18 protein-coding genes and 1 other annotated feature are annotated in these 18433 nt (G+C 58.6%); of the genes, 7 read left to right on the top strand and 11 right to left on the bottom strand.

Annotated features, from left to right (window positions below; all coding sequences use genetic code 11):
- Nucleotides 1–42: 42 nt before the first annotated feature.
- From L6R44_RS20700 to emrD, 3 genes are all read left to right on the top strand, one after another.
- Nucleotides 43–489 carry a GNAT family N-acetyltransferase gene (locus tag L6R44_RS20700; protein ID WP_237425281.1) on the top strand — a complete coding sequence of 149 codons (447 nt, stop codon included), beginning with the start codon at nt 43–45 and terminating at the stop codon, nt 487–489.
- A gap of 62 nt (nt 490–551) precedes the next feature.
- Nucleotides 552–1385 (top strand): EamA family transporter, encoded by an 834-nt coding sequence (locus L6R44_RS20695; RefSeq protein ID WP_237425280.1) that lies wholly within the window; start codon nt 552–554, stop codon nt 1383–1385.
- Between the two features lie 175 nt (nt 1386–1560).
- Entirely contained in the window at nt 1561–2745 is a 1185-nt protein-coding gene (gene emrD, locus L6R44_RS20690) for a multidrug efflux MFS transporter EmrD (RefSeq protein WP_032644514.1), read from the top strand.
- On the opposite strand, the gene L6R44_RS20685 is transcribed toward emrD, so the two are convergent.
- Both L6R44_RS20685 and dsdC read right to left on the bottom strand, forming a co-directional pair.
- Complete coding sequence (locus L6R44_RS20685) at nt 2648–3736, bottom strand: cellulase family glycosylhydrolase (RefSeq protein WP_237425279.1); 1089 nt, start codon at nt 3734–3736, stop codon at nt 2648–2650. The genes emrD and L6R44_RS20685 overlap by 98 nt on opposite strands.
- Before the next feature lie 84 nt (nt 3737–3820).
- Entirely contained in the window at nt 3821–4747 is a 927-nt protein-coding gene (gene dsdC, locus L6R44_RS20680; protein ID WP_032644227.1) for a DNA-binding transcriptional regulator DsdC, read from the bottom strand.
- Nucleotides 4748–4951: 204 nt separating this feature from the next.
- Between dsdC and dsdX the strand changes: the two genes are divergently transcribed.
- Nucleotides 4952–6289 carry a D-serine transporter DsdX gene (dsdX, locus tag L6R44_RS20675; RefSeq protein WP_032644228.1) on the top strand — a complete coding sequence of 446 codons (1338 nt, stop codon included), beginning with the start codon at nt 4952–4954 and terminating at the stop codon, nt 6287–6289.
- Between the two features lie 17 nt (nt 6290–6306).
- The gene (gene dsdA / locus L6R44_RS20670) at nt 6307–7593 is read left to right on the top strand and encodes a D-serine ammonia-lyase (RefSeq protein ID WP_237425278.1); all 1287 of its coding nucleotides are present in this window, start codon (nt 6307–6309) and stop codon (nt 7591–7593) included.
- 83 nt (nt 7594–7676) lie between these two features.
- Here the strand turns inward: dsdA and L6R44_RS20665 are convergent, their stop codons facing one another.
- From L6R44_RS20665 to L6R44_RS20650, 4 genes are all read right to left on the bottom strand, one after another.
- Nucleotides 7677–8024: a DUF202 domain-containing protein gene (locus L6R44_RS20665; RefSeq protein WP_237425277.1), complete on the bottom strand. Its 348-nt coding sequence runs from the start codon at nt 8022–8024 to the stop codon at nt 7677–7679.
- A complete protein-coding gene (locus tag L6R44_RS20660) occupies nt 8014–8361 on the bottom strand; it encodes a YidH family protein (RefSeq protein WP_024907384.1) in 348 nt (115 codons plus the stop codon). The genes L6R44_RS20665 and L6R44_RS20660 overlap by 11 nt, the downstream gene beginning before the upstream one ends.
- Nucleotides 8362–8453: 92 nt before the next feature.
- Nucleotides 8454–9776, bottom strand: coding sequence for a 6-phospho-alpha-glucosidase (locus L6R44_RS20655; RefSeq protein ID WP_237425276.1), 1323 nt, complete (start codon nt 9774–9776; stop codon nt 8454–8456).
- Nucleotides 9773–11395, bottom strand: coding sequence for an alpha-glucoside-specific PTS transporter subunit IIBC (locus L6R44_RS20650; RefSeq protein ID WP_237425275.1), 1623 nt, complete (start codon nt 11393–11395; stop codon nt 9773–9775). Before L6R44_RS20650 ends, L6R44_RS20655 begins: the two co-directional genes overlap by 4 nt.
- 221 nt (nt 11396–11616) lie before the next feature.
- Here L6R44_RS20650 and L6R44_RS20645 point away from each other — a divergent pair, with 221 nt between their 5' ends.
- Nucleotides 11617–12363 (top strand): GntR family transcriptional regulator, encoded by a 747-nt coding sequence (locus L6R44_RS20645; protein ID WP_237425274.1) that lies wholly within the window; start codon nt 11617–11619, stop codon nt 12361–12363.
- Here L6R44_RS20645 and L6R44_RS20640 read toward each other — a convergent pair.
- The 3 genes from L6R44_RS20640 to ibpA form a co-directional block, all read right to left on the bottom strand.
- Nucleotides 12331–13992 carry a putative transporter gene (locus L6R44_RS20640; protein WP_237425273.1) on the bottom strand — a complete coding sequence of 554 codons (1662 nt, stop codon included), beginning with the start codon at nt 13990–13992 and terminating at the stop codon, nt 12331–12333. The genes L6R44_RS20645 and L6R44_RS20640 overlap by 33 nt on opposite strands.
- 172 nt (nt 13993–14164) lie before the next feature.
- On the bottom strand, nt 14165–14593 hold the full coding sequence (ibpB, locus tag L6R44_RS20635; protein WP_237425272.1) for a small heat shock chaperone IbpB: 429 nt from the start codon (nt 14591–14593) through the stop codon (nt 14165–14167).
- Between the two features lie 136 nt (nt 14594–14729).
- Nucleotides 14730–15140, bottom strand: coding sequence for a small heat shock chaperone IbpA (gene ibpA, locus L6R44_RS20630; RefSeq protein WP_008500162.1), 411 nt, complete (start codon nt 15138–15140; stop codon nt 14730–14732).
- Nucleotides 15134–15205 (bottom strand) — a sequence feature (ROSE (Repression Of Heat Shock gene Expression) occurs in the 5'-region of heat shock genes and acts as an RNA thermometer to modulate expression.). It overlaps the preceding gene by 7 nt.
- Nucleotides 15206–15454: 249 nt before the next feature.
- On the opposite strand from ibpA, the gene L6R44_RS20625 reads away from it, so the two are divergent.
- Nucleotides 15455–15787 carry a YceK/YidQ family lipoprotein gene (locus tag L6R44_RS20625; RefSeq protein ID WP_032644237.1) on the top strand — a complete coding sequence of 111 codons (333 nt, stop codon included), beginning with the start codon at nt 15455–15457 and terminating at the stop codon, nt 15785–15787.
- On the opposite strand, the gene L6R44_RS20620 is transcribed toward L6R44_RS20625, so the two are convergent.
- A complete protein-coding gene (locus tag L6R44_RS20620; protein WP_237425271.1) occupies nt 15784–17013 on the bottom strand; it encodes a DUF3748 domain-containing protein in 1230 nt (409 codons plus the stop codon). The genes L6R44_RS20625 and L6R44_RS20620 overlap by 4 nt on opposite strands.
- Before the next feature lie 51 nt (nt 17014–17064).
- Nucleotides 17065–18402 carry an MFS transporter gene (locus L6R44_RS20615; protein WP_237425270.1) on the bottom strand — a complete coding sequence of 446 codons (1338 nt, stop codon included), beginning with the start codon at nt 18400–18402 and terminating at the stop codon, nt 17065–17067.
- Nucleotides 18403–18433: the final 31 nt, after the last annotated feature.

The following is an 18433-nucleotide window of genomic DNA, read 5'->3' as shown; positions in this document are numbered from 1 at the left end:
GAGGGGCGGGCAACCGCCCCTCTTTAATAACGAGGGAATGCTATGTCGCGTCTGTTAATTGAGCCTGTTACGCCCGATGAACCGGGCTATATCGCCCTGAAGGCGGAAAGTATCGCATTGAATTTCAACATGCTGCGCAGGCTGGAAGAGAACTGGCAGCGGGGTGAAAACCGCTTTAACGCGCCGGGTGAAAAGCTGCTGGGGGCGTTTCTTAACGGCAAGCTGGTCGGCGTTTGCGGCCTCAACCGCGATCCGTTCAGCCAGCAGCCGCGCGCCGGGCGCATTCGCCATCTTTACGTCAGCGAGAAGTGTCGCGGGCTGGGCATCGGCAAACAGCTTTTAACCGTGGTGATGGCCGATGCCAGCATCTGGTTTGATTTCCTGAATACCCACGCGCCGGATACCGCGTATGGGTTCTACAGCCGGGCGGGTTTCACGCTGGTCTCAGACGAACCGCGGGTGACGCACCGCCTTTTTTGTGCGGTGTAACCGGCTGGCAGCATCAGGACGTGAATGTTACAGTTGAGTGACAATTCACCACCCGATACGCCATGACCATCACCGTATTCTGCATTTTGCTGTTTGCCGCGCTGCTGCATGCCGGCTGGAACGCTATCGTTAAGGCCGGAACGGACAAGCTCTATGCCGCGATAAGCGTCAGCGGCTCCGCCACGCTGATTGCGCTGGTGTTGCTCCCCTTCTCTCCGCAGCCTTCTGCCGCAAGCTGGCCGTTTTTGATCGTCTCCTGTGCCCTACAGGTGGTGTACACCGTGCTGGTGGCGAAGACCTATCAGGTTTCCGATATGAGTCAGACCTACCCGCTGATGCGCGGCACCGCGCCGCTGCTGGTGGCGCTGATCAGCGTCCTGGCGCTTGGCGATCGTCTCTCCTGGCTCGCCTGGTCAGGCATCGGGGTCATTTGCCTGTCGATTCTGGCGATGGCGATGAACGGGCGCATGCAGTCCCGAAAAGGGATCTGGCTGGCGCTGCTGAACGCCTGTTTTATCGCCGGGTATACGCTGGTGGACGGCACCGGGGTGCGGCTCTCGGACACCGCGCTGGGCTACACGCTGTGGACCTTCTTTATGAACGGTTTTTGCCTGCTCGGCTGGGCGATGGTGGCGCGTCGGCGAGAAGCATCCGGCTACCTGCGTCTGCACTGGAAAAAGGGGCTGCTCGGCGGCGTCGGTACCATGGGCTCTTACGGTCTGGCACTGTGGGCGATGACGCAGGCACCGTTGGCCGTAGTCGCGGCGCTGCGTGAAACCTCAATTCTTTTCGGGGCGCTGATTGCCTTTGTGCTTTTAAAAGAGAAGGTTGCGGGCCTGCGCATCGCTGCGGCGCTGGGGATTGCCGGCGGCGCTATTCTCCTGCGCCTCGCATAAATCACTGGCAACATTAGTTGCCGTTTTTGTTTACAAATCCTGCCTTTCGTCGTCCATCCATTCACCACCGCAATGCTTAAATTGTCATCTCACTGTGGTAGATTCCTCGCGCATTTATGGGAATGCGTAGTTACTTATTCTTCATTTCTCTCTTTTGGCAAAAGTATTCAGCGACATGAAAAAACAAAGGAACGTTAACTTATTGTTGATGCTGGTGTTACTGGTGGCCGTCGGTCAGATGGCGCAAACCATCTACATTCCGGCGATTGCCGACATGGCAAAGGAATTAAACGTCCGCGAGGGCGCAGTACAAAGCGTAATGGCCGCCTACCTGCTGACCTACGGCGTTTCACAGCTCTTCTACGGCCCGCTCTCCGACCGCGTCGGGCGTCGCCCGGTGATCCTGGTCGGCATGAGCATATTCATGGTGGCGACGGTAATTGCCATCACCACCCATAGCCTGACCGTATTGATTGCCGCCAGCGCCCTGCAGGGCGTCGGAACCGGCGTCGGCGGGGTGATGGCGCGAACCTTACCGCGCGATATGTACCAGGGCACCCAGCTTCGTCATGCCAATAGCCTGTTGAACATGGGGATTCTGGTCAGCCCGCTGCTGGCACCGCTGATTGGCGGCCTGCTGGACACCATGTGGTCCTGGCGCGCCTGTTACGCCTTCCTGCTGGTGCTGTGCATCATTGTCACCTTCAGCATGGCGCGCTGGATGCCGGAAACGCGCCCGCAGGACGCGCCGCGCACGAAGCTTATCGCCAGCTACAAAACGCTGTTCGGCAACGGCGCGTTTACCTGTTACCTGCTGATGCTGATCGGCGGCCTGGCGGGCATTGCGGTGTTTGAAGCCTGCTCCGGCGTGCTGCTGGGCGCTGGGCTTGGCCTGAGCAGCATGGTGGTGAGTATTCTGTTTATTCTGCCTATCCCGGCGGCGTTCTTCGGCGCCTGGTTTGCCGGACGTCAGAACAAGCGTTTCTCCACCCTGATGTGGCAGGCAGTGATTAGCTGCCTGCTGGCGGGGCTGATGATGTGGATCCCGGGGCTGTTTGGCGTGATGACCGTCTGGACGCTGCTCATCCCGGCTGCGCTGTTCTTTTTCGGCGCGGGAATGCTGTTCCCGCTGGCGACCAGCGGCGCGATGGAGCCGTTCCCGTTCCTCGCGGGCACGGCGGGCGCGCTGGTGGGCGGTCTGCAGAACATCGGCTCCGGCGCGCTGGCCTGGCTCTCGGCCATGATGCCGCAGACCGGGCAGGCTAGTTTGGGTTTGCTGATGACGCTGATGGGGCTGCTGATTTTGCTGTGCTGGCTGCCTCTGGCGTCGCGTGTTCCGCATCACGAGCAGCCGGTTTAACGGCATGATGGCCCGGCTTCTCGCCGGGCTTTTCGCAAACGGGCGTCATCATAGCCTGCAATAGCGGCTCCGGCGCAGGCCGCCAGGCCCCCTCTTCCCCATCGTAAAACTGGAAATCTGCGTTAAGCGCATACGGGATTTTCGCCTTTTGCAGCTCGCAGGCCATAAAGGTGGCGAAGGCTATTTGCGAGGCGGTTGGCGTGACGCGGCTTGATTCACCTACGCCCCAGCCCCCGACCCAGCTAACGTGCCCGGTTTTTTGCTGCCAGCGCAGCGCGGTATTGATGCGGTTATGGATAGCCGCTTTCTCCGCCGCCGTGCCGGACGTCCACGGGTATTTGCCGCCATTTTTCAGCGGCCCCCACGGGAAAATATGCCACTCCGCCAGCAGGTAGTTCTGGCTGTGCGCGGGCAGCTTCAGGCTGGATAAATCTTCCGGCGCGGCGCGCAGGCGTGGAGCAATGAAGATCATCCGCTGCGGGTCGATGTCGTGGATTGCCTTAATGGTTTTTTCGTACACGCGGTTTAACGACGCCAGGTTGTGGTTAAGCCTGTCGGCCGGCTCATAAATGAGATCAAAACCCAACAGCGGATAGCTCTGACCGAAATAGTGCGCAACGGCAATCCACCAGTTGATCGTCTCTTTTTCGTTGTCGGCTTTTGGGTCGTTTTTATATTCATCAGCCTGATAAGCGATTATCGGGATCACGCCATACTGCTCGCAGGCTTCCACCAGCTTGCGCAGGTGAATCAGCCGCGCTTCCGTCGGCTCATCGGCCACGCGGATGCGCACGTGAGTAATGCCTTTTGCACGAAAATCGCGAACCACCAGCGGGTCGAATTCGCGTATGCCGCGCTCGGTACGCGCCCAGTCTACATCCATCCCCACACCCAACTGCTGAGCATAGCGGGCAGCCGTCATCGGCGGCTCGGCGGCAATCGCCCAGCCGGAAGAGATCAGTAATGCAGAGACAACAAAAGGCTTTAACACGGTTTACCCTGGATAAATCGAAAGCATTACCTGTATTTAGCACGCTTTTTCACATTTGGTGTAGAGCGAAAGCGTAATAATTCTTCAACCTGCCAGCTCTCTCAGCCAGCCAATAAAGGCGTCTATTTTCGGCCACTGGCGGCCAGAAAGCGTCGAAATATAGTAGTGCTGATGGCATTTCAGGGTCTTGTCACCAAACGGGGCGATCAGCTCACCCCGCTCGAGCCGTTTCTGCACCAGCCGCTTTCTGCCCATCGCCACGCCGACGTGGTTGATGGCCGCAATTATCGCTAAATCTGAACGATCGAAGCCAATGCCCGACGATGGCGGCATATTTACCGCAAAATGCTGCGCCCAGCTCAGCCACTCATCCGTGCCGGAATCATTGCTCCAGGCCTGACGGTCATGCAGCAGGGTACAGTGGCCAAGGTTATCGGGGTTTTTCAGCAGATCGTGCTCGCGGGCATACTGCGGTGAACAGACGGGCAAAATCGCCTCGTCCATCAGGAAATGATGAGAAAGATGATTAGGCGGCGTATCGTCAAAATAGAGCGCCAGATCGACGCCCGTTCGCTGCATATTGACATAATCATTGCCGGTCAGGACGGTGAGCGAAATGGACGGGTAGCGGCGGGTAAAGTCGCCCAGCATGGGTACCAGCCAGCACTGGGCGATGGACGGCCGGGAATAAATCGTGAGCGTACCGGAGAGCGCCTGGTTTTTAATATCCAGGATCTCCTGATTCAGGGTGTCCAGCGACGATTTAAGCGTCCAGTAAACGCGCTTTCCCTCCTGCGTCAGCTCAACTTTACGGTGCGAGCGAACAAACAGCTGAATGCCGAGCTCCTCCTCCAGCAGGTTGATGCGGTGGCTCACCGCGCTGGGGCTGAGCGACAGTTCCTCCGCCGCCAGCGCGAAGGACTCATGCCGGGCGGCCACTTCAAAGGTGTACATTTTCGACAGCTGCCAGCCGTTTAACAGCCGGTTTCTGGCTTCATTTGCATCGGTCATCACAATTCTCGCACGTGGTTTCTGCGCTCAGCATACCGTTTAAGGGTGAATTTATGTGAACCTAACGCGGATTAAGTGCACTTTTTAGAGCACAGTCACTCAGTTGATCCAATCTGGCTCATCTGAACGCCAATTTATATCGTTTGTCAGCCCACGCCGTTTTTTCGTCCAATACCCACAGATGACATAAGGGTGAGGTGAGATATGGGATCTCAGGTCTGGGTTGTGGCAACGCTGCTGGTCAGCATTGTGTTAATTGTTTTAACCATCGTTAAGCTGAAGTTTCACCCGTTCCTCGCGCTGCTGCTGGCGAGCTTTTTCGTCGGCGCGATGATGGGAATGAGCCCGCTGGATATGGTGAACGCCATTGAGAGCGGGATTGGCGGCACGCTGGGCTTCCTGGCGGCGGTGATTGGTCTGGGCACCATTCTCGGCAAGATGATGGAGGTTTCCGGCGCGGCAGAGCGCATCGGGATTACGCTCCAGCGCTGCCGCTGGCTGTCAGCGGACGTGATTATGGTGCTGGTGGGCCTGATCTGCGGCATTACGCTGTTCGTGGAGGTGGGCGTTGTGCTGCTGATCCCGCTGGCGTTTTCCATTGCCAAAAAGACCCACACGTCGCTGCTCAAGCTGGCCATTCCGCTCTGTACCGCGCTGATGGCGGTGCACTGCGTGGTGCCTCCGCACCCGGCCGCGCTGTTTGTGACCAATAAGTTAGGCGCGGACGTTGGAACGGTGATCGTCTACGGTTTGATGGTAGGCCTGATGGCATCTCTGGTCGGCGGCCCGCTGTTCCTGAAACTGCTCGGCAATCGCCTGCCGTTTAAACCGGTTCCGGCGGAATTTTCGGACCTCAAGGTGCGAGAAGAGCACACCCTGCCGTCGCTGGGCGCCACGCTGTTCACGGTGCTGCTGCCGATTGCCCTGATGCTGGTGAAGACCATCGCCGAGCTGAATATGGCAAAAGAAGGGTCGCTGTATACGCTGCTGGAGTTTATCGGCAACCCGATCACCGCGATGTTTATCGCCGTGTTTGTCGCCTACTACCTGCTGGGGATCCGCCAGCATATGGGCATGGGGGCGATGCTCACGCACACCGAGCACGGCTTTGGCTCTATTGCGAACATTTTGCTGATCATCGGCGCGGGCGGGGCGTTCAACGCCATCCTCAAAACCAGCGGACTGGCGGACTCTCTGGCGCATATTCTTTCGAACCTGCACATGCACCCTATCCTGCTCGCCTGGCTGGTGGCGCTGGTGCTGCATGCCGCCGTGGGTTCGGCGACGGTCGCGATGATGGGCGCCACGGCGATAGTCGCGCCGATGCTGCCGCTCTACCCGAACGTTAGCCCGGAGATCATCACCATTGCCATCGGTTCCGGCGCCATTGGCTGCACGATCGTGACCGATTCTCTCTTCTGGCTGGTGAAGCAATACTGCGGCGCGACCCTGAATGAGACCTTCAAATACTATACGACGGCGACGTTTATCGCCTCGGTGCTTGCACTTGGCGGCACATTCCTGCTTTCTTTCATTATCTGAGCGCGAAGAGACGTACTATGGAAAACCCAACTATCACCACTTTAACCGCACGGTTTCCTCTGGTTGAGGATCTGATTGCCCTGAAAGAAACCACCTGGCGTAACCCGCGTACCACGACGCTGGCGGAAGGCTTGCCTTACGTCGGGCTGACCAAATCCGACGTGGACGACGCGCACGCGCGCCTCAACCGCTTCGCGCCGTATCTGGCGAAAGCCTTTCCGGAAACGGCAGCAAAGGGCGGGATTATTGAATCCGAACTGGTCGCCATTCCGGCCATGCAGGTGCGGCTGGAGAAAGAATCCGGCAAGGTTATTCCCGGCACCCTGCTGCTGAAAAAAGACAGCCATCTGCCGATCTCCGGCTCGATTAAGGCGCGCGGCGGCATCTACGAGGTGTTGACCCACGCGGAGAAACTGGCGCTGGAGGCCGGGTTGCTGAGCACCGAAGACGACTACAGCATTCTGCTGGAGCCGCGCTTTAAGGACTTCTTCAGCCAGTACAGCATTGCGGTAGGCTCAACCGGCAACCTGGGGATGTCCATCGGCATCATGAGCGCACGCATCGGCTTTAAGGTGACGGTGCATATGTCCGCCGACGCCCGCGAGTGGAAGAAAGCGAAGCTCCGCAGCCACGGCGTCATCGTTGTGGAGTATGAGCAGGACTACGGCGTGGCGGTGGAACAGGGGCGCAAGGCGGCAGAAAGCGATCCGAACTGCTTCTTCATTGACGATGAAGACTCCCGCACCCTGTTCCTGGGCTACGCGGTGGCAGGCGAGCGGCTGAAGGCGCAGTTTGCAGAGCAGGGCCGCGTGGTGGATGCGGAACACCCGCTGTACGTCTACCTGCCGTGCGGCGTCGGCGGCGGCCCTGGCGGCGTGGCGTTTGGCCTGAAGCTGGCCTTTGGCGATAACGTCCACTGTTTCTTCGCGGAACCCACGCACTCGCCGTGCATGCTGCTGGGCGTCTACACCGGCCTGCACGATGAGATTGCGGTGCAGGATCTGGGCATTGATAACGTGACGGCAGCGGACGGGCTGGCGGTCGGGCGCGCGTCCGGCTTCGTGGGCCGCGCGATGGAGCGCCTGCTGGACGGGTTCTATACGCTTTCCGATCGGAGCATGTACGACATGCTCGGCTGGCTGGCGCAGGAGGAAGGCATTCGGCTGGAACCGTCCGCGCTGGCGGGCATGGCCGGGCCGCTGCGTGTGGATTCAGATGCCAGCGTCACCCACCTGGTATGGGCAACCGGCGGCGGCATGGTGCCGGAAGACGAGATGGCGAAGTATCTGGCGAAAGGGAAGTAATTATGCCGGGTGGCGGCTGCGCCTTACCCGGCCTACGGTTCGCGGCAGTTGTAGGCCCGGTAAGGCGTAGCCGCCACCGGGCTTTAAAAGCTCACAATTTGCTGAATGTGGGTCATCGCAAACAGCAGTGAGAGAGACAGCACGGCCAGGGCGATCAGGAACTTATCCCGCACCGCTTTCGGCTGCACAAAATCATCCTGCGCCACGTCCATCAGGTTACGGCTGCGGGTATAGCGCCATAAAACGATCGCCACCAGCGCCAGCACAACAATCGAGATCCAGAACGGCGCCCCCGTGCGGTGCCAGTTGTGCTTAATCGCCAGGGCAATCAGCGCGCCATACCCCAGCAGCGTGCGCAGCCAGGCGAGCGACGTCCGCTCCGGCTGCAGGCCGGGGTCCGCTTCGCGTCGCGCTTTGCGGCTATCCGCCATAGAACACCAGCACCATCACCACGCCCGCCACCGCCAGCAGGATCGCGCTGATGATGAGCAACCCGCGCGTGTAGGGCAGATCCTGCTTCAGGCGCATTGCCTTCTCGTTGCGCAGCCAGCGCAGGTAGCCGTAAATCGCCAGCACGCCCGCGAACAGGCACAGCAGCAGCGCCAGCACCTCGCGAATCAGCGGCGTGGCGAAATCAGGCGCGAGCTGATCGAGCCCCACCCCGGCGGCAAGAAAGCCCAGCGCGGTGCGGATCCACGCTAAAAACGTGCGTTCATTAGCCAGAGAGAAGCGGTAGTCCGGCGCTTCGCCGAGGCGGGAAATTTTCATGGAGGTTCCTTGTCGTGCTGCAGGCAGGCTTCAGCATAGCGTAAATCGACAAGGACAAGGAGACCGGCATCGGGCGATGCCGGTCAGGAAGGTTAGTGCAGTTCCGGCCAGTAGTCCTTGTTGGCCTCGATCAGGTCATCCAGAATCGCTTTCGCGACGGACGCGCTCGGCACGGTTTTCGACAGGGTAATCGCCTGCCAGAGTTTCTGGTACGAGCGCTGCTCCCAGGCATCCACAACCAGTTTTTCCACCGCCACCTGCTGGCTCATCAGCCCTTTCTGGAAGTGCGGAATATCGCCCACCGTGAGCGGCTCCGGTCCGTTATGGCCCACCAGGCACGGAATTTCCACCATCGCATCGGCATCAAAGTTATGAATGGCCCCGTTATTTGGCACGATCAGCAGCATCCGTTCCTGGGTATTGAAGGCAATCGCGGTCGCCAGATCGACGATGTACGACGCATGTTCGTCGATTTCCAGTTCCCCGGCTGAGGATTTTCCCGCCTCGATAATCGCCCGGCAGGAACTGAACACGTTCTTCTCACGGTGATCCATGACTTCATTGGCGCGGGTGCGTTCCGGGTTGGAATGCGCGACCACGTAGTCCGGGAACAGGTAGTATTTCAGGTAGGTGTTCGGCATGGTGTCCGGATCCAGCGCCTGCACGTCTTTTGCTTTAGCGAACGTATCGTTCCAGCTCGCTTCGGTATGGGCGTCTTCCGAAGGCGGAACATAGCCTTTTTTCGCCACGTATTCGCGCAATTTCGGCATCATATCGTTGCCGTTCAGGTCTTCAATCGAGGTCCACCAGCCGAAGTGGTTCAGGCCGTAGTAGCGCACGCGCATCTCTTTGCGGCTGTTCAGGCCGACAATCTGCGCCATGCGCCCTTCAATGCCGATCGGCATATCGCAGATGTTGAGGATTTTGGCGTTCGGGCGCAGACGGCGCGTGGCTTCTGCGACAATCGCCGCCGGGTTGGAGTAGTTCAGCATCCACGCGTTCGGGGAGTACTGCTCCATGTAATCCACCAGCTCCAGCACGCCGCCGATAGAGCGCATGCCGTAGGAGATGCCGCCCGGCCCGCAGGTTTCCTGACCCAGCACGCCGTGGCGCAGCGGGATTTTTTCATCCTTTTCACGCATCGGGTATTTGCCCACGCGGATATGCGCCATCACGAAGTCGACATCGGTAAACGCCGCTTTCGGATCGGTGGTGTAGCTGAACGCAATCTCCGGGGCCTGCTCCTTAAGGATGATTTTGCACGCTTCGGCGATGGTCTCCTGACGCGCGCCGTCGTTGTCAAAGAACTTCAGGGCGCGCAGCGGGAAACGGTCACGGTTGGCTAACAGCATCAGGACGATACCAGGCGTAAAGGTGCTGCCGCCGCCGGCAATGACAACTGAGAATTTTTTCATGATATAGCCTCTGTCAGGGTGGTTTGTTCATTCGATAAAGGGGTTTTCATCAGCGATTCCAGCTGGTCGCGCACCTGAGGAACGTGCAGGCCAACTATCACCTGAATGCCGTTGCCGCGTCGCACCACGCCGTGGGCGCCGAGGGCTTTGAAGACGTCATCGCTTTGCGTTTTGGCCATATCGACCAGGGCGATACGCAGGCGGGTAGCACAGTTGTTGATGCTTTCGATGTTGGCCGCGCCGCCGAGCGCCTGCAGGAATCCGGCGGCCTGTCCGACCTGCTGGCTGGCCGCCGCCGGGGCAGTGGTTTGCCCGCGCGCCGCCTTATAGTCGGCCTTGCTGTAGAGCTTGATTTCGCTCTCCTCCCGGCCCGGCGTTTTGAGGTTCAGACGCACGATCAGCGTTTTGAAGACCACGAAGTAGATGCCGGTAAAGCAGATGCCGATGCCGATTTGGGTAAAGACCGTCGCGGCGTGGTTGTGGAACATCGGGATCCAGTTTTGCGGCAGGAACTGGTCCAGCAGGCCGCCGCCCATGTTCCCGACCACGCCGAAGGCGTACATCACCGTTGCCATGGTGGCCGCCAGCACGGCGTGAACGGCAAACAGCAGCGGTGAGATAAACAGGAAGGTGAATTCAAGCGGTTCAGTAATGCCCACCAGCACCGCGGTGAGCGTGGCCGGTATCAGCAGGCCCGCCACCTTGACGCGGTTTTCCGCTGAGGCGGTGTACCAGATCGCCAGCGCAATCCCGACCGAGCCAAACACTTTGGAGTTGCCGTGCAGGGCGAAGCCGCCTTCCGGGAAGAGCGTTTTCAGCGGCAGGGTGCTCTGGCTGAATTCCTGCAGATGCTGCGCCCAGTAGACCTGAATTCCGCCCTCAACCGCCGCCGGGCCGAAGATGAACGGGCCGTAGACGAAGTGGTGCAATCCGGTTGGGATCAGAATGCGTTCCAGGAAGGTATACACCCACACGCCCAGCGCCCCGGCGGAGCGCAGGAACGCCTGCAGGGACTCAATGCCCATCTGCACTTTCGGCCAGCCCAGCAGCGTCAGCCAGGCGCAGGGGATCATGACGAAAAACGCGAGGATAACAACGAAGGAGCTTCCCTGGAAAATCCCCAGGAAAACCGGCAGCGGCTTGTCGAAATAGCGGTTGTGGATGGCGGTCACGATGCCCGAAATCACGATGGCGCCGATGATGCTGGTATCAAGCGTTTTGATGCCGGCAATCATCGCCAGCCCGCTTCCCGCCGTCGGTTCGGCGGAGAAGTCGACGCCAAAGAAGTGGCCCCAGGTCATCCCCATCGCGTTGATGAAGTAGTTCCAGGTCAGAAAGCTAATCAGCACCGCCAGACAGGCGCGGCCCTGCGCCTGCTTCGCCAGGCCAATCGGCAGGCCCACGGCAAAAATCAGCGGCATATTGCGAAACACCGCCCAGCCGCCCTCTTCAATGATGTGAACGATCTGCGCGAAAAGATGATCGGGGGCCGTTAAGGCTTCGCCGACAAACAGCGGATTGCGAAGCATGATGGCGATTCCCACCACGATCCCGGCGAAGGGGAACAGCAACACCGGGGTAAACATGGCACCGCCGAAACGTTGTATTTGACTGAGCATTTTTAAATCCTCATGAAACAACCTGTAGGGGTAGAGGCCTTTATGGTTTTTTGCTGGCCTGAGGTGAGCATAAGAACTTACTGATGCGCGAACATGGCGTGCCGCTGCGATTCGTGATCGCATTCATGGTTTTATTTTGACCAATCAGGTCTACTTTTCGTTGTAAATATGGACATGTGAAGACGTAACCGACGCCATAATGGGGGCAGAGAGGTCTACTGGTGATCTACAAATCTATCGCCGACAGATTGCGGCTGCGGCTGAATTCGTCGGACTACAACATCGGCAGCCCGCTGCCCGGTGAGAAGGCTTTGGCACAGGAGTTCGGCGTGGCGCGCATGACCATTCGCAAGGCGCTGGATCTCCTCGTGGGCTGGGGGCTGGTTGAACGGCGGCACGGGAGCGGAACGTTTGTGTCACGCAAAGACGTTCACCACGAAACCACCAACCTGACCGGGCTGGTGGAGGTGCTGCGCCAGCAGGGAAAAGAGGTGCAGAGCAAGGTGCTGCAGTTCGAAGTGATGCCCGCCCCGCCCGCCATCGCCAGCCAGCTGCGGATTCAGGTGGATGAGCGGATCTACTTTTCCCGACGGGTGCGCTACGTGGACGGAAAGCCGCTGATGCTGGAGGACAGCTTTATGCCCGTGAAGCTGTTTCGCAATCTGTCGCTGGCGCATCTGGAAGGGTCGAAGTTTGATTACATCGAGAAGGAGTGCGAGATCACCATCAGCGGCAACTATGAGAGCCTGACGCCCGTGCTGGCCGATAAACAGCTGGCGGGTTATATGAACCTGCCGGAACAGACGCCGCTGCTGCGTATCACCTCCCTTTCCTACAGCGACAGCGGCGAGTTCCTCAATTATTCCGTGATGTTCCGAAATACCAGCGATTATCAGGTGGACTACCATCTGCGGCGCATCCACCCGGACGACCTGCTAGCCCATCCCCCAGAACAGCACCGCCAGTAGCTGCGGCGTAATGATGCGCAGGAACATCACCAGCGGGTAGACGGTAGCATAGGAGAGCGCCGCCGCGCCGCTGGTGGCGTGCAGATTGTTGGCAAAGGCCAGCGCGGGCGGATCGGTCATGGAGCCCGCCAGCATCCCGCACAGCGTCAGGTAGTTCATTTTGGCGAACATCCGCGCCAGAATGCCCACCGTCAGCAGAGGAATCGCCGTGATAAAGATGCCGTAGCCGACCCAGCTCAACCCTTCGCCTTTGACCAGCGTATCGACAAAATCCCCGCCGGATTTCAGCCCGACCACTGCCAGGAACAGCACGATGCCCAGCTCGCGCAGCGCCAGGTTGGCGCTCGGCGGCATAAACCAGTAGAGCTTACCGATGCAGCCGATGCGCCCGAGGATCAGCGCCATAATCAGCGGCCCGCCCGCCAGGCCCAGCTTGAGCGCCACCGGGAAGCCCGGCACGTACAGCGGAATAGAGCCGAGCAGCACGCCGAGCCCGATGCCGATAAACACGGGCAGCATCTGCACCTGCTGCAGTTTTTGCTGGGCGTTACCCACCATATCCGCCACGGCGTCGATGGACGACGGGCGGCCAACCAGGTTGAGGATATCCCCGAACTGCAGGCTGGCCTCCGGGCTGGCGACCAGCTCGACACCCGCACGGTTGAGGCGGGAGATCACCACGTCATAGCGCTCTTTTACCTGCAAATCGCGTATTTTCTTGCCCAGCACGTGCTCGTTCGTCACCACAACGCGCTCAACGCGCATATCGGTGCCGCGGGTTGAGAGCGAAGTATCCACTTCCTGGCCAATCACCAGCCGCGCGTTGTTTAAGTCCCCGGGCTGGCCGACCAGGTGCAGCAGATCGCCCTGCTGAATAACGGTGCCGGGCGCGGGCACCATCAGCATATCGTCACGCTTGAGGCGGGAGCAGATGATATTGGCGCTGTTCAGGATCGGCACGTCCTGAATCGCCATATTGTTCAGGTTAGGGTTATCGACCCGAATGTTGATGGTTTTGATCGGCATATGGCCGTTGGTAAGCGTGGTTTCATGGTCCTTCGCCTCTTTATCGACGCTGATGCGAAACAGGACGCGTACCAGCCACATGGAGAGGAGAATGCCGCAAATCCCAAACGGATAGGCCATGGCGTAGCTCATCCCCATCTGGTCGACAATGCCGGGTTCGATGCCCAAATCGCGCAGGATTTGCTGCCCGGCACCGAGCGCGGGCGTGTTGGTGACCGCCCCGGAGAAAATGCCCAGCACCACGGGCAGCGGGATATCGAAGATTTTATGCAAAATGGCGGTGACCAGCCCGCCCATCACCACGATGCCGAGAGCAAACAGGTTAAGCCGTAATCCGGAGACACGAAGAGAGGCGAAAAACCCCGGGCCAACCTGAATACCGATGGTATAAACGAAGAGGATCAGGCCGAACTCCTGCGTAAAGTGCAGCATTTCGGCGCTGAGGACCAGCCCGAGCTTGTCGGCAAAGTGCCCGACAAAAATGCCGCCAAACAGCACCCCGCCTATCCCAAACCCGACGCCGCGGATTTTGATATTTCCTATCCACAGGCCAACAACAGCGACCAGGGCCAACACGCTGACGGTTAACGCGATATCACTCATGATCCACTTCCTTGGCATAACCTTAGTTATGCTAAGGATTCTCTCAGAGCCGTGGGCGGTTGTATGGGCGATGGCGCACAAAAAAGCCCTGCCGGGGCAGGGCCTTGTGCGGTCTGTGAGCGGTGTCGGGTGGCGGCTACGCCTTACCCGACCTACAGGTTCGGCGGACTTGTTAACTGTTTAATGCCGGCCGGTCGCTAATGGCGATACGCTGCGGCGCGATGGCTTCCGGCACGTTACGGGTCAGGTCAATATGCAGCAGCCCGTTGGTAAAGGTTGCGCCGGAGACGTCCATATGGTCTGCCAGGGTAAAGCTCAGGCTAAACGGCTGGTTAACCAGCCCCTGGTGCAGCCATTTGGTTTCGGTCTCTTGTTTTTCCGGCGTACCTTTCACGGTCAGACGCGTGCCTTCAAGCTGGATATCCAGATCCTCCTGGCGGAAGCCGGCCAGCGCGAGGGTGATGCAATAGTGGTTATCGTCGCTTTTTTCGATGTTGTACGGCGGAAACGTCTGTTGCTCGGTGGTGCTTTGCAGGGCGTTAGCCAGTTTGTCAAAACCAATCCACTGACGCAGCAGGGGGGATAAATCGTAGTTACGCATACTAAATCTCCTTCTGAGAAGCGAGTTCGGCACAGTTTAATTTTGTGCGCAGTTGTTCCTGCAAATCCGGATGGATTCGCATATGCTCCCGTTACGGCAAGCAAGTCTGTGTGGGCCGCGTTTGCGACCCGCATAATTAGTTAATTTCGATACGGCGCGGTTTTTTCTCTTCCGGAATCACGCGTTCCAGTTCGATAAACAGCAGGCCGTTAACCAGGTTCGCGCCCTTGACGTGAATGTTCTCGGCTAACTGGAACTTGCGTTCAAAGTTGCGCTCGGCGATGCCCTGGTAGAGGTAGGTACGTTCTTTCTGCTCGGCCGTATGGGAACCTTTCACCACCAGCAGGTTGTCCTGCGCGGTGATCTCCAGTTCGTTTTCTGCAAAACCGGCGACGGCAATGGCGATGCGGTAGTGGTTTTCGTCAACCAGCTCAACATTGTATGGAGGGTAGCCGTTGCTCTGGCTTTGGTTATTTTCTAAATGGTTAAACAGGCGGTCAAAACCAATTGCAGAACGGTATAGCGGAGAAAGATCGAAGTTACGCATAAATAAAACTCCTGAAATCAGCGAGAAATTGCAGCCTTCCACCATGGACAGGCCTTGCGACCCCGAAAACCCATCAGGCGAGTTCGTTATCGGGTCGTATTCTTAAAATGGGTCTGCAACCGCGCTTTTCAAGGCCATTTATGTGAGATTTTTTTGCACTTTGCTGGTTGTCGCATAGACTCTGGGACAACAGCACAAAGGGTTAAATTGCGATGGCTGCCACAGTGCGGGGTTATCGGGCTATCCATTTGGGATAAGGCTCGCTATAACCCTGAGTTGCAGGTCTATGCAGTGCCATTAACGATGACTGAGTGATGATGAAAAATGTTCTGATAAAGCTGACGACGTTCAGCGGGGTAGTTTTACTTTGCGGGTGTTCGAGCGTGATGTCTCACACCGGCGGTAAAGAAGGAACATATCCGGGGACGCGCGCCAGCGCGGCGATGATCTCCGATGACGATACAAACTGGGGCACCAAATCCCTGGTTATCCTGGATATGCCCTTTACGGCCGTGGCGGATACGGTTCTGCTGCCGTGGGATATGTTTCGTAAGGACAGCTCCGTGCGCTCACGGGTAGAGAAAAGCGAGCAGGAAAATCTGGCGACAAACGCCGTCATCCCGCCCGCAAACCTGCCTCCACGCTAGTTCTGTGCGGTTTCCGTTACCCAAAGCTGACGGAAACCGCTCGTCTCTTCCATCCACGCAATAAAGCGCCCGTCCGGGGAAAACACGACCGCATCCGCAGACGGCGGATTGCCGCGATCGGACGTCAAAAACGTCACCTCTCCGCTCTGCGCATCACAGCAGGCGATCCGGTTTTCAAGCACAAACCCCAGACGGTCGCCGGATGGGTGCCAGTTAAACGCTGACTGGATGTCGCGTTCAGCATGGGTGAGCTGGCGCGGCTCGCCGCCATCAGGCGAGATCAGCCACAGCTGCACAATGCCGTTATCATCACGCATGAGAAACGCGATCTGCGTGCCCTGCGGATTGCTGCGAACCCAGTGACGCGGCACGTTCACCAGGCCCGGATAGCGATTGTGATGCGTGAAGGTTAACCGACGCTGCATCACGCCCGCTGGCGGCGCAGGCAGCGTTTCTGGCGTGCCCTGTAGCGGCGCATCGCCCGCACGCTTCCAGCCCTGTTCGTCTTCAGGCAGGTCCACGATAAACAGTTCCGGTATTTTTTCGCCCTTCGCAGAGAGAGTATCCCCGATAAACGCCAGCCTGCTGTTGCCCACCCAGCCCTCTTCGTAGGCGCGGTTAATCTCGTCGCTGCCCGGCTCTGGCGTTGGCGTTGTGCGGCTGACCAGCACGCTCCAGTAAGCCCCCGGATATTCGCGGGGATGGCTCCCCTGCGGGTTCACCGGGCCGAAAGGCGCCGCCACGCCAACGTTGCGTAAATCGAGCTTTGGATCGCGCGCGTGCAGCACATGGTCGTTATAGGTAAAGCTGACGAGCTGCCCGTTCGGGCTGAAGACATGGACGTGGCTGCCGCCGCGCAGCGCGCCTGCGGTGTAAGGTGCGGTAATATCCATCGCGTCCAGGTTGCTCACCTGGCCTTGATGCACAATTACCCCCTGGCGATGGTGAAAATCGTAGCGCCAGTCCGCATCCGGATTTTTGGGGCCGTGGATAAAAACGTATTTCTCTTGTGCAGGATGAACGGTCACCACGCCAACGTGCGCACCGTCGGTGGCGCGATAAATCACCTCAACCTCCCCCGTACCGACGTTCACCCGTTCGATGGTTTCTCCGGTGAACGACGCCCCTGACGGACGCACGTCGTAGACCAGCCAACGGCTGTCCGGCGTCCAGGTGTTGATGTTGGTTAGCTGGTGGTTGCGGGAAGCGAAGGTGATTTGTTTCATGAGGATACCCTGATGCGCAGTTATCGCATCAGGGTAAAACATCAGCGGGATTTAACCTACTCGTTTCACGTCGCCCACCAGCAGAATGTAGGAGAGCGCACCGATCAGTGCAACCGCCGAGATATAGACCAGTGCCGGGCCGAAGCCGTAGTCCTGCGCAAGGTAACCGATGACCAGCGGCACGGTGATGCCGCCCAGCCCGCCAACGAAGTTAAATACGCCGCCGGTCAGGCCAATCAGCCGCATCGGTGCAAGAGACGACACCAGCGACCAGGTAATCGAGGCGAAACCATTACCAAAGAACGCAACTGCCATCAGGGTCATTATCCACACCGGATCGTTGGTATAGTTGGCGCCCATGATGCAGGTGGAGATCAGCAATCCACAGATAATCGGCGTTTTACGCGCCACACCCAGGGAGTAGCCTTTTTTCACCAGCTTATCGGCCAGCCAGCCGGAAAGCAGTACGCCAAAGAAGGCCGCCAGGAACGGTACGGTCGTCATAAAGCCCGCCTTCAGGGCGGTGATTCCCTTCTCCTGAGTCAGGTAGTTCGGGAACCAGGTCAGGAAGAACCACAGCGTCGAGGTAACCGCAAACTGGCCCAGATACACGCCCACCAGCTTACGGTGGAAGACCAGCTTCCAGTCCGCTTTGCTCAGCGGCTGACGCGCCTCTTTTTTCACCGGCGCATCGCCATCCACCAGGCCACCGCCGTCGCGGATGTAGTCCAGCTCGGCTTTGCTGATGCTTTTGGTCAGCCGTGGCGGCTGATAGACCTTAAACCAAATTAGCGACCAGATAATGCCAATCCCGCCGGTGACGATGAACACCCAGTGCCAGCTGAGCAGTTCCTGGATCCAGATCAGCAGTGGCGTCAGGAACGCCAGGCCGACAAACTGCCCGGAGGTGTAAAAGCCGACCGCCGAGGCGCGCTCGTGTTCCGGAAACCAGCTGGTCACCATGCGGTTGTTGGTTGGAAAAGCGGGCGCTTCGAAAACCCCGGTGATGGCGCGCAGGCCAATCAGCGACATCAGCCCGGTCGCGAAGCCCTGGAACAGGGTCGCCACGGACCAGCCGAAAATAGCGATAAAGTAGGTCAGACGTGAACCCACGCGGTCAAGGAACCAGCCGCCGGGGATCTGGCAGAGCGTATACAGCCAGGCAAACGCCGAGAAGACATAACCCATTTCCGCTTTAGTGATACCAAACTCTTCCTGAATATGGGCCGATGCCACGGCAAGATTGGCGCGGTCGACATAGCAAATGACCACGGTAATAAAGATCATTAACAGCGTCAGGTAGCGGCGACGCCCGGTTTTTGCAGCAGTAACTGGAATATCCATCGCAATCTGTCTCCAGATTTTGGGCATAGCGAAGCCGCTCACCATGCCCTGTAGTTTCAGAGGGTGTAATTATTTT

The sequence above is a fragment of the Enterobacter cloacae complex sp. ECC445 genome (assembly GCF_021892025.1).
Classification (GTDB): Bacteria; Pseudomonadota; Gammaproteobacteria; order Enterobacterales; family Enterobacteriaceae; genus Enterobacter; species Enterobacter chengduensis.
The sequence above is the reverse complement of the archived record's forward strand: the minus strand, read 5'-3'. Positions and strand labels throughout refer to the sequence as shown.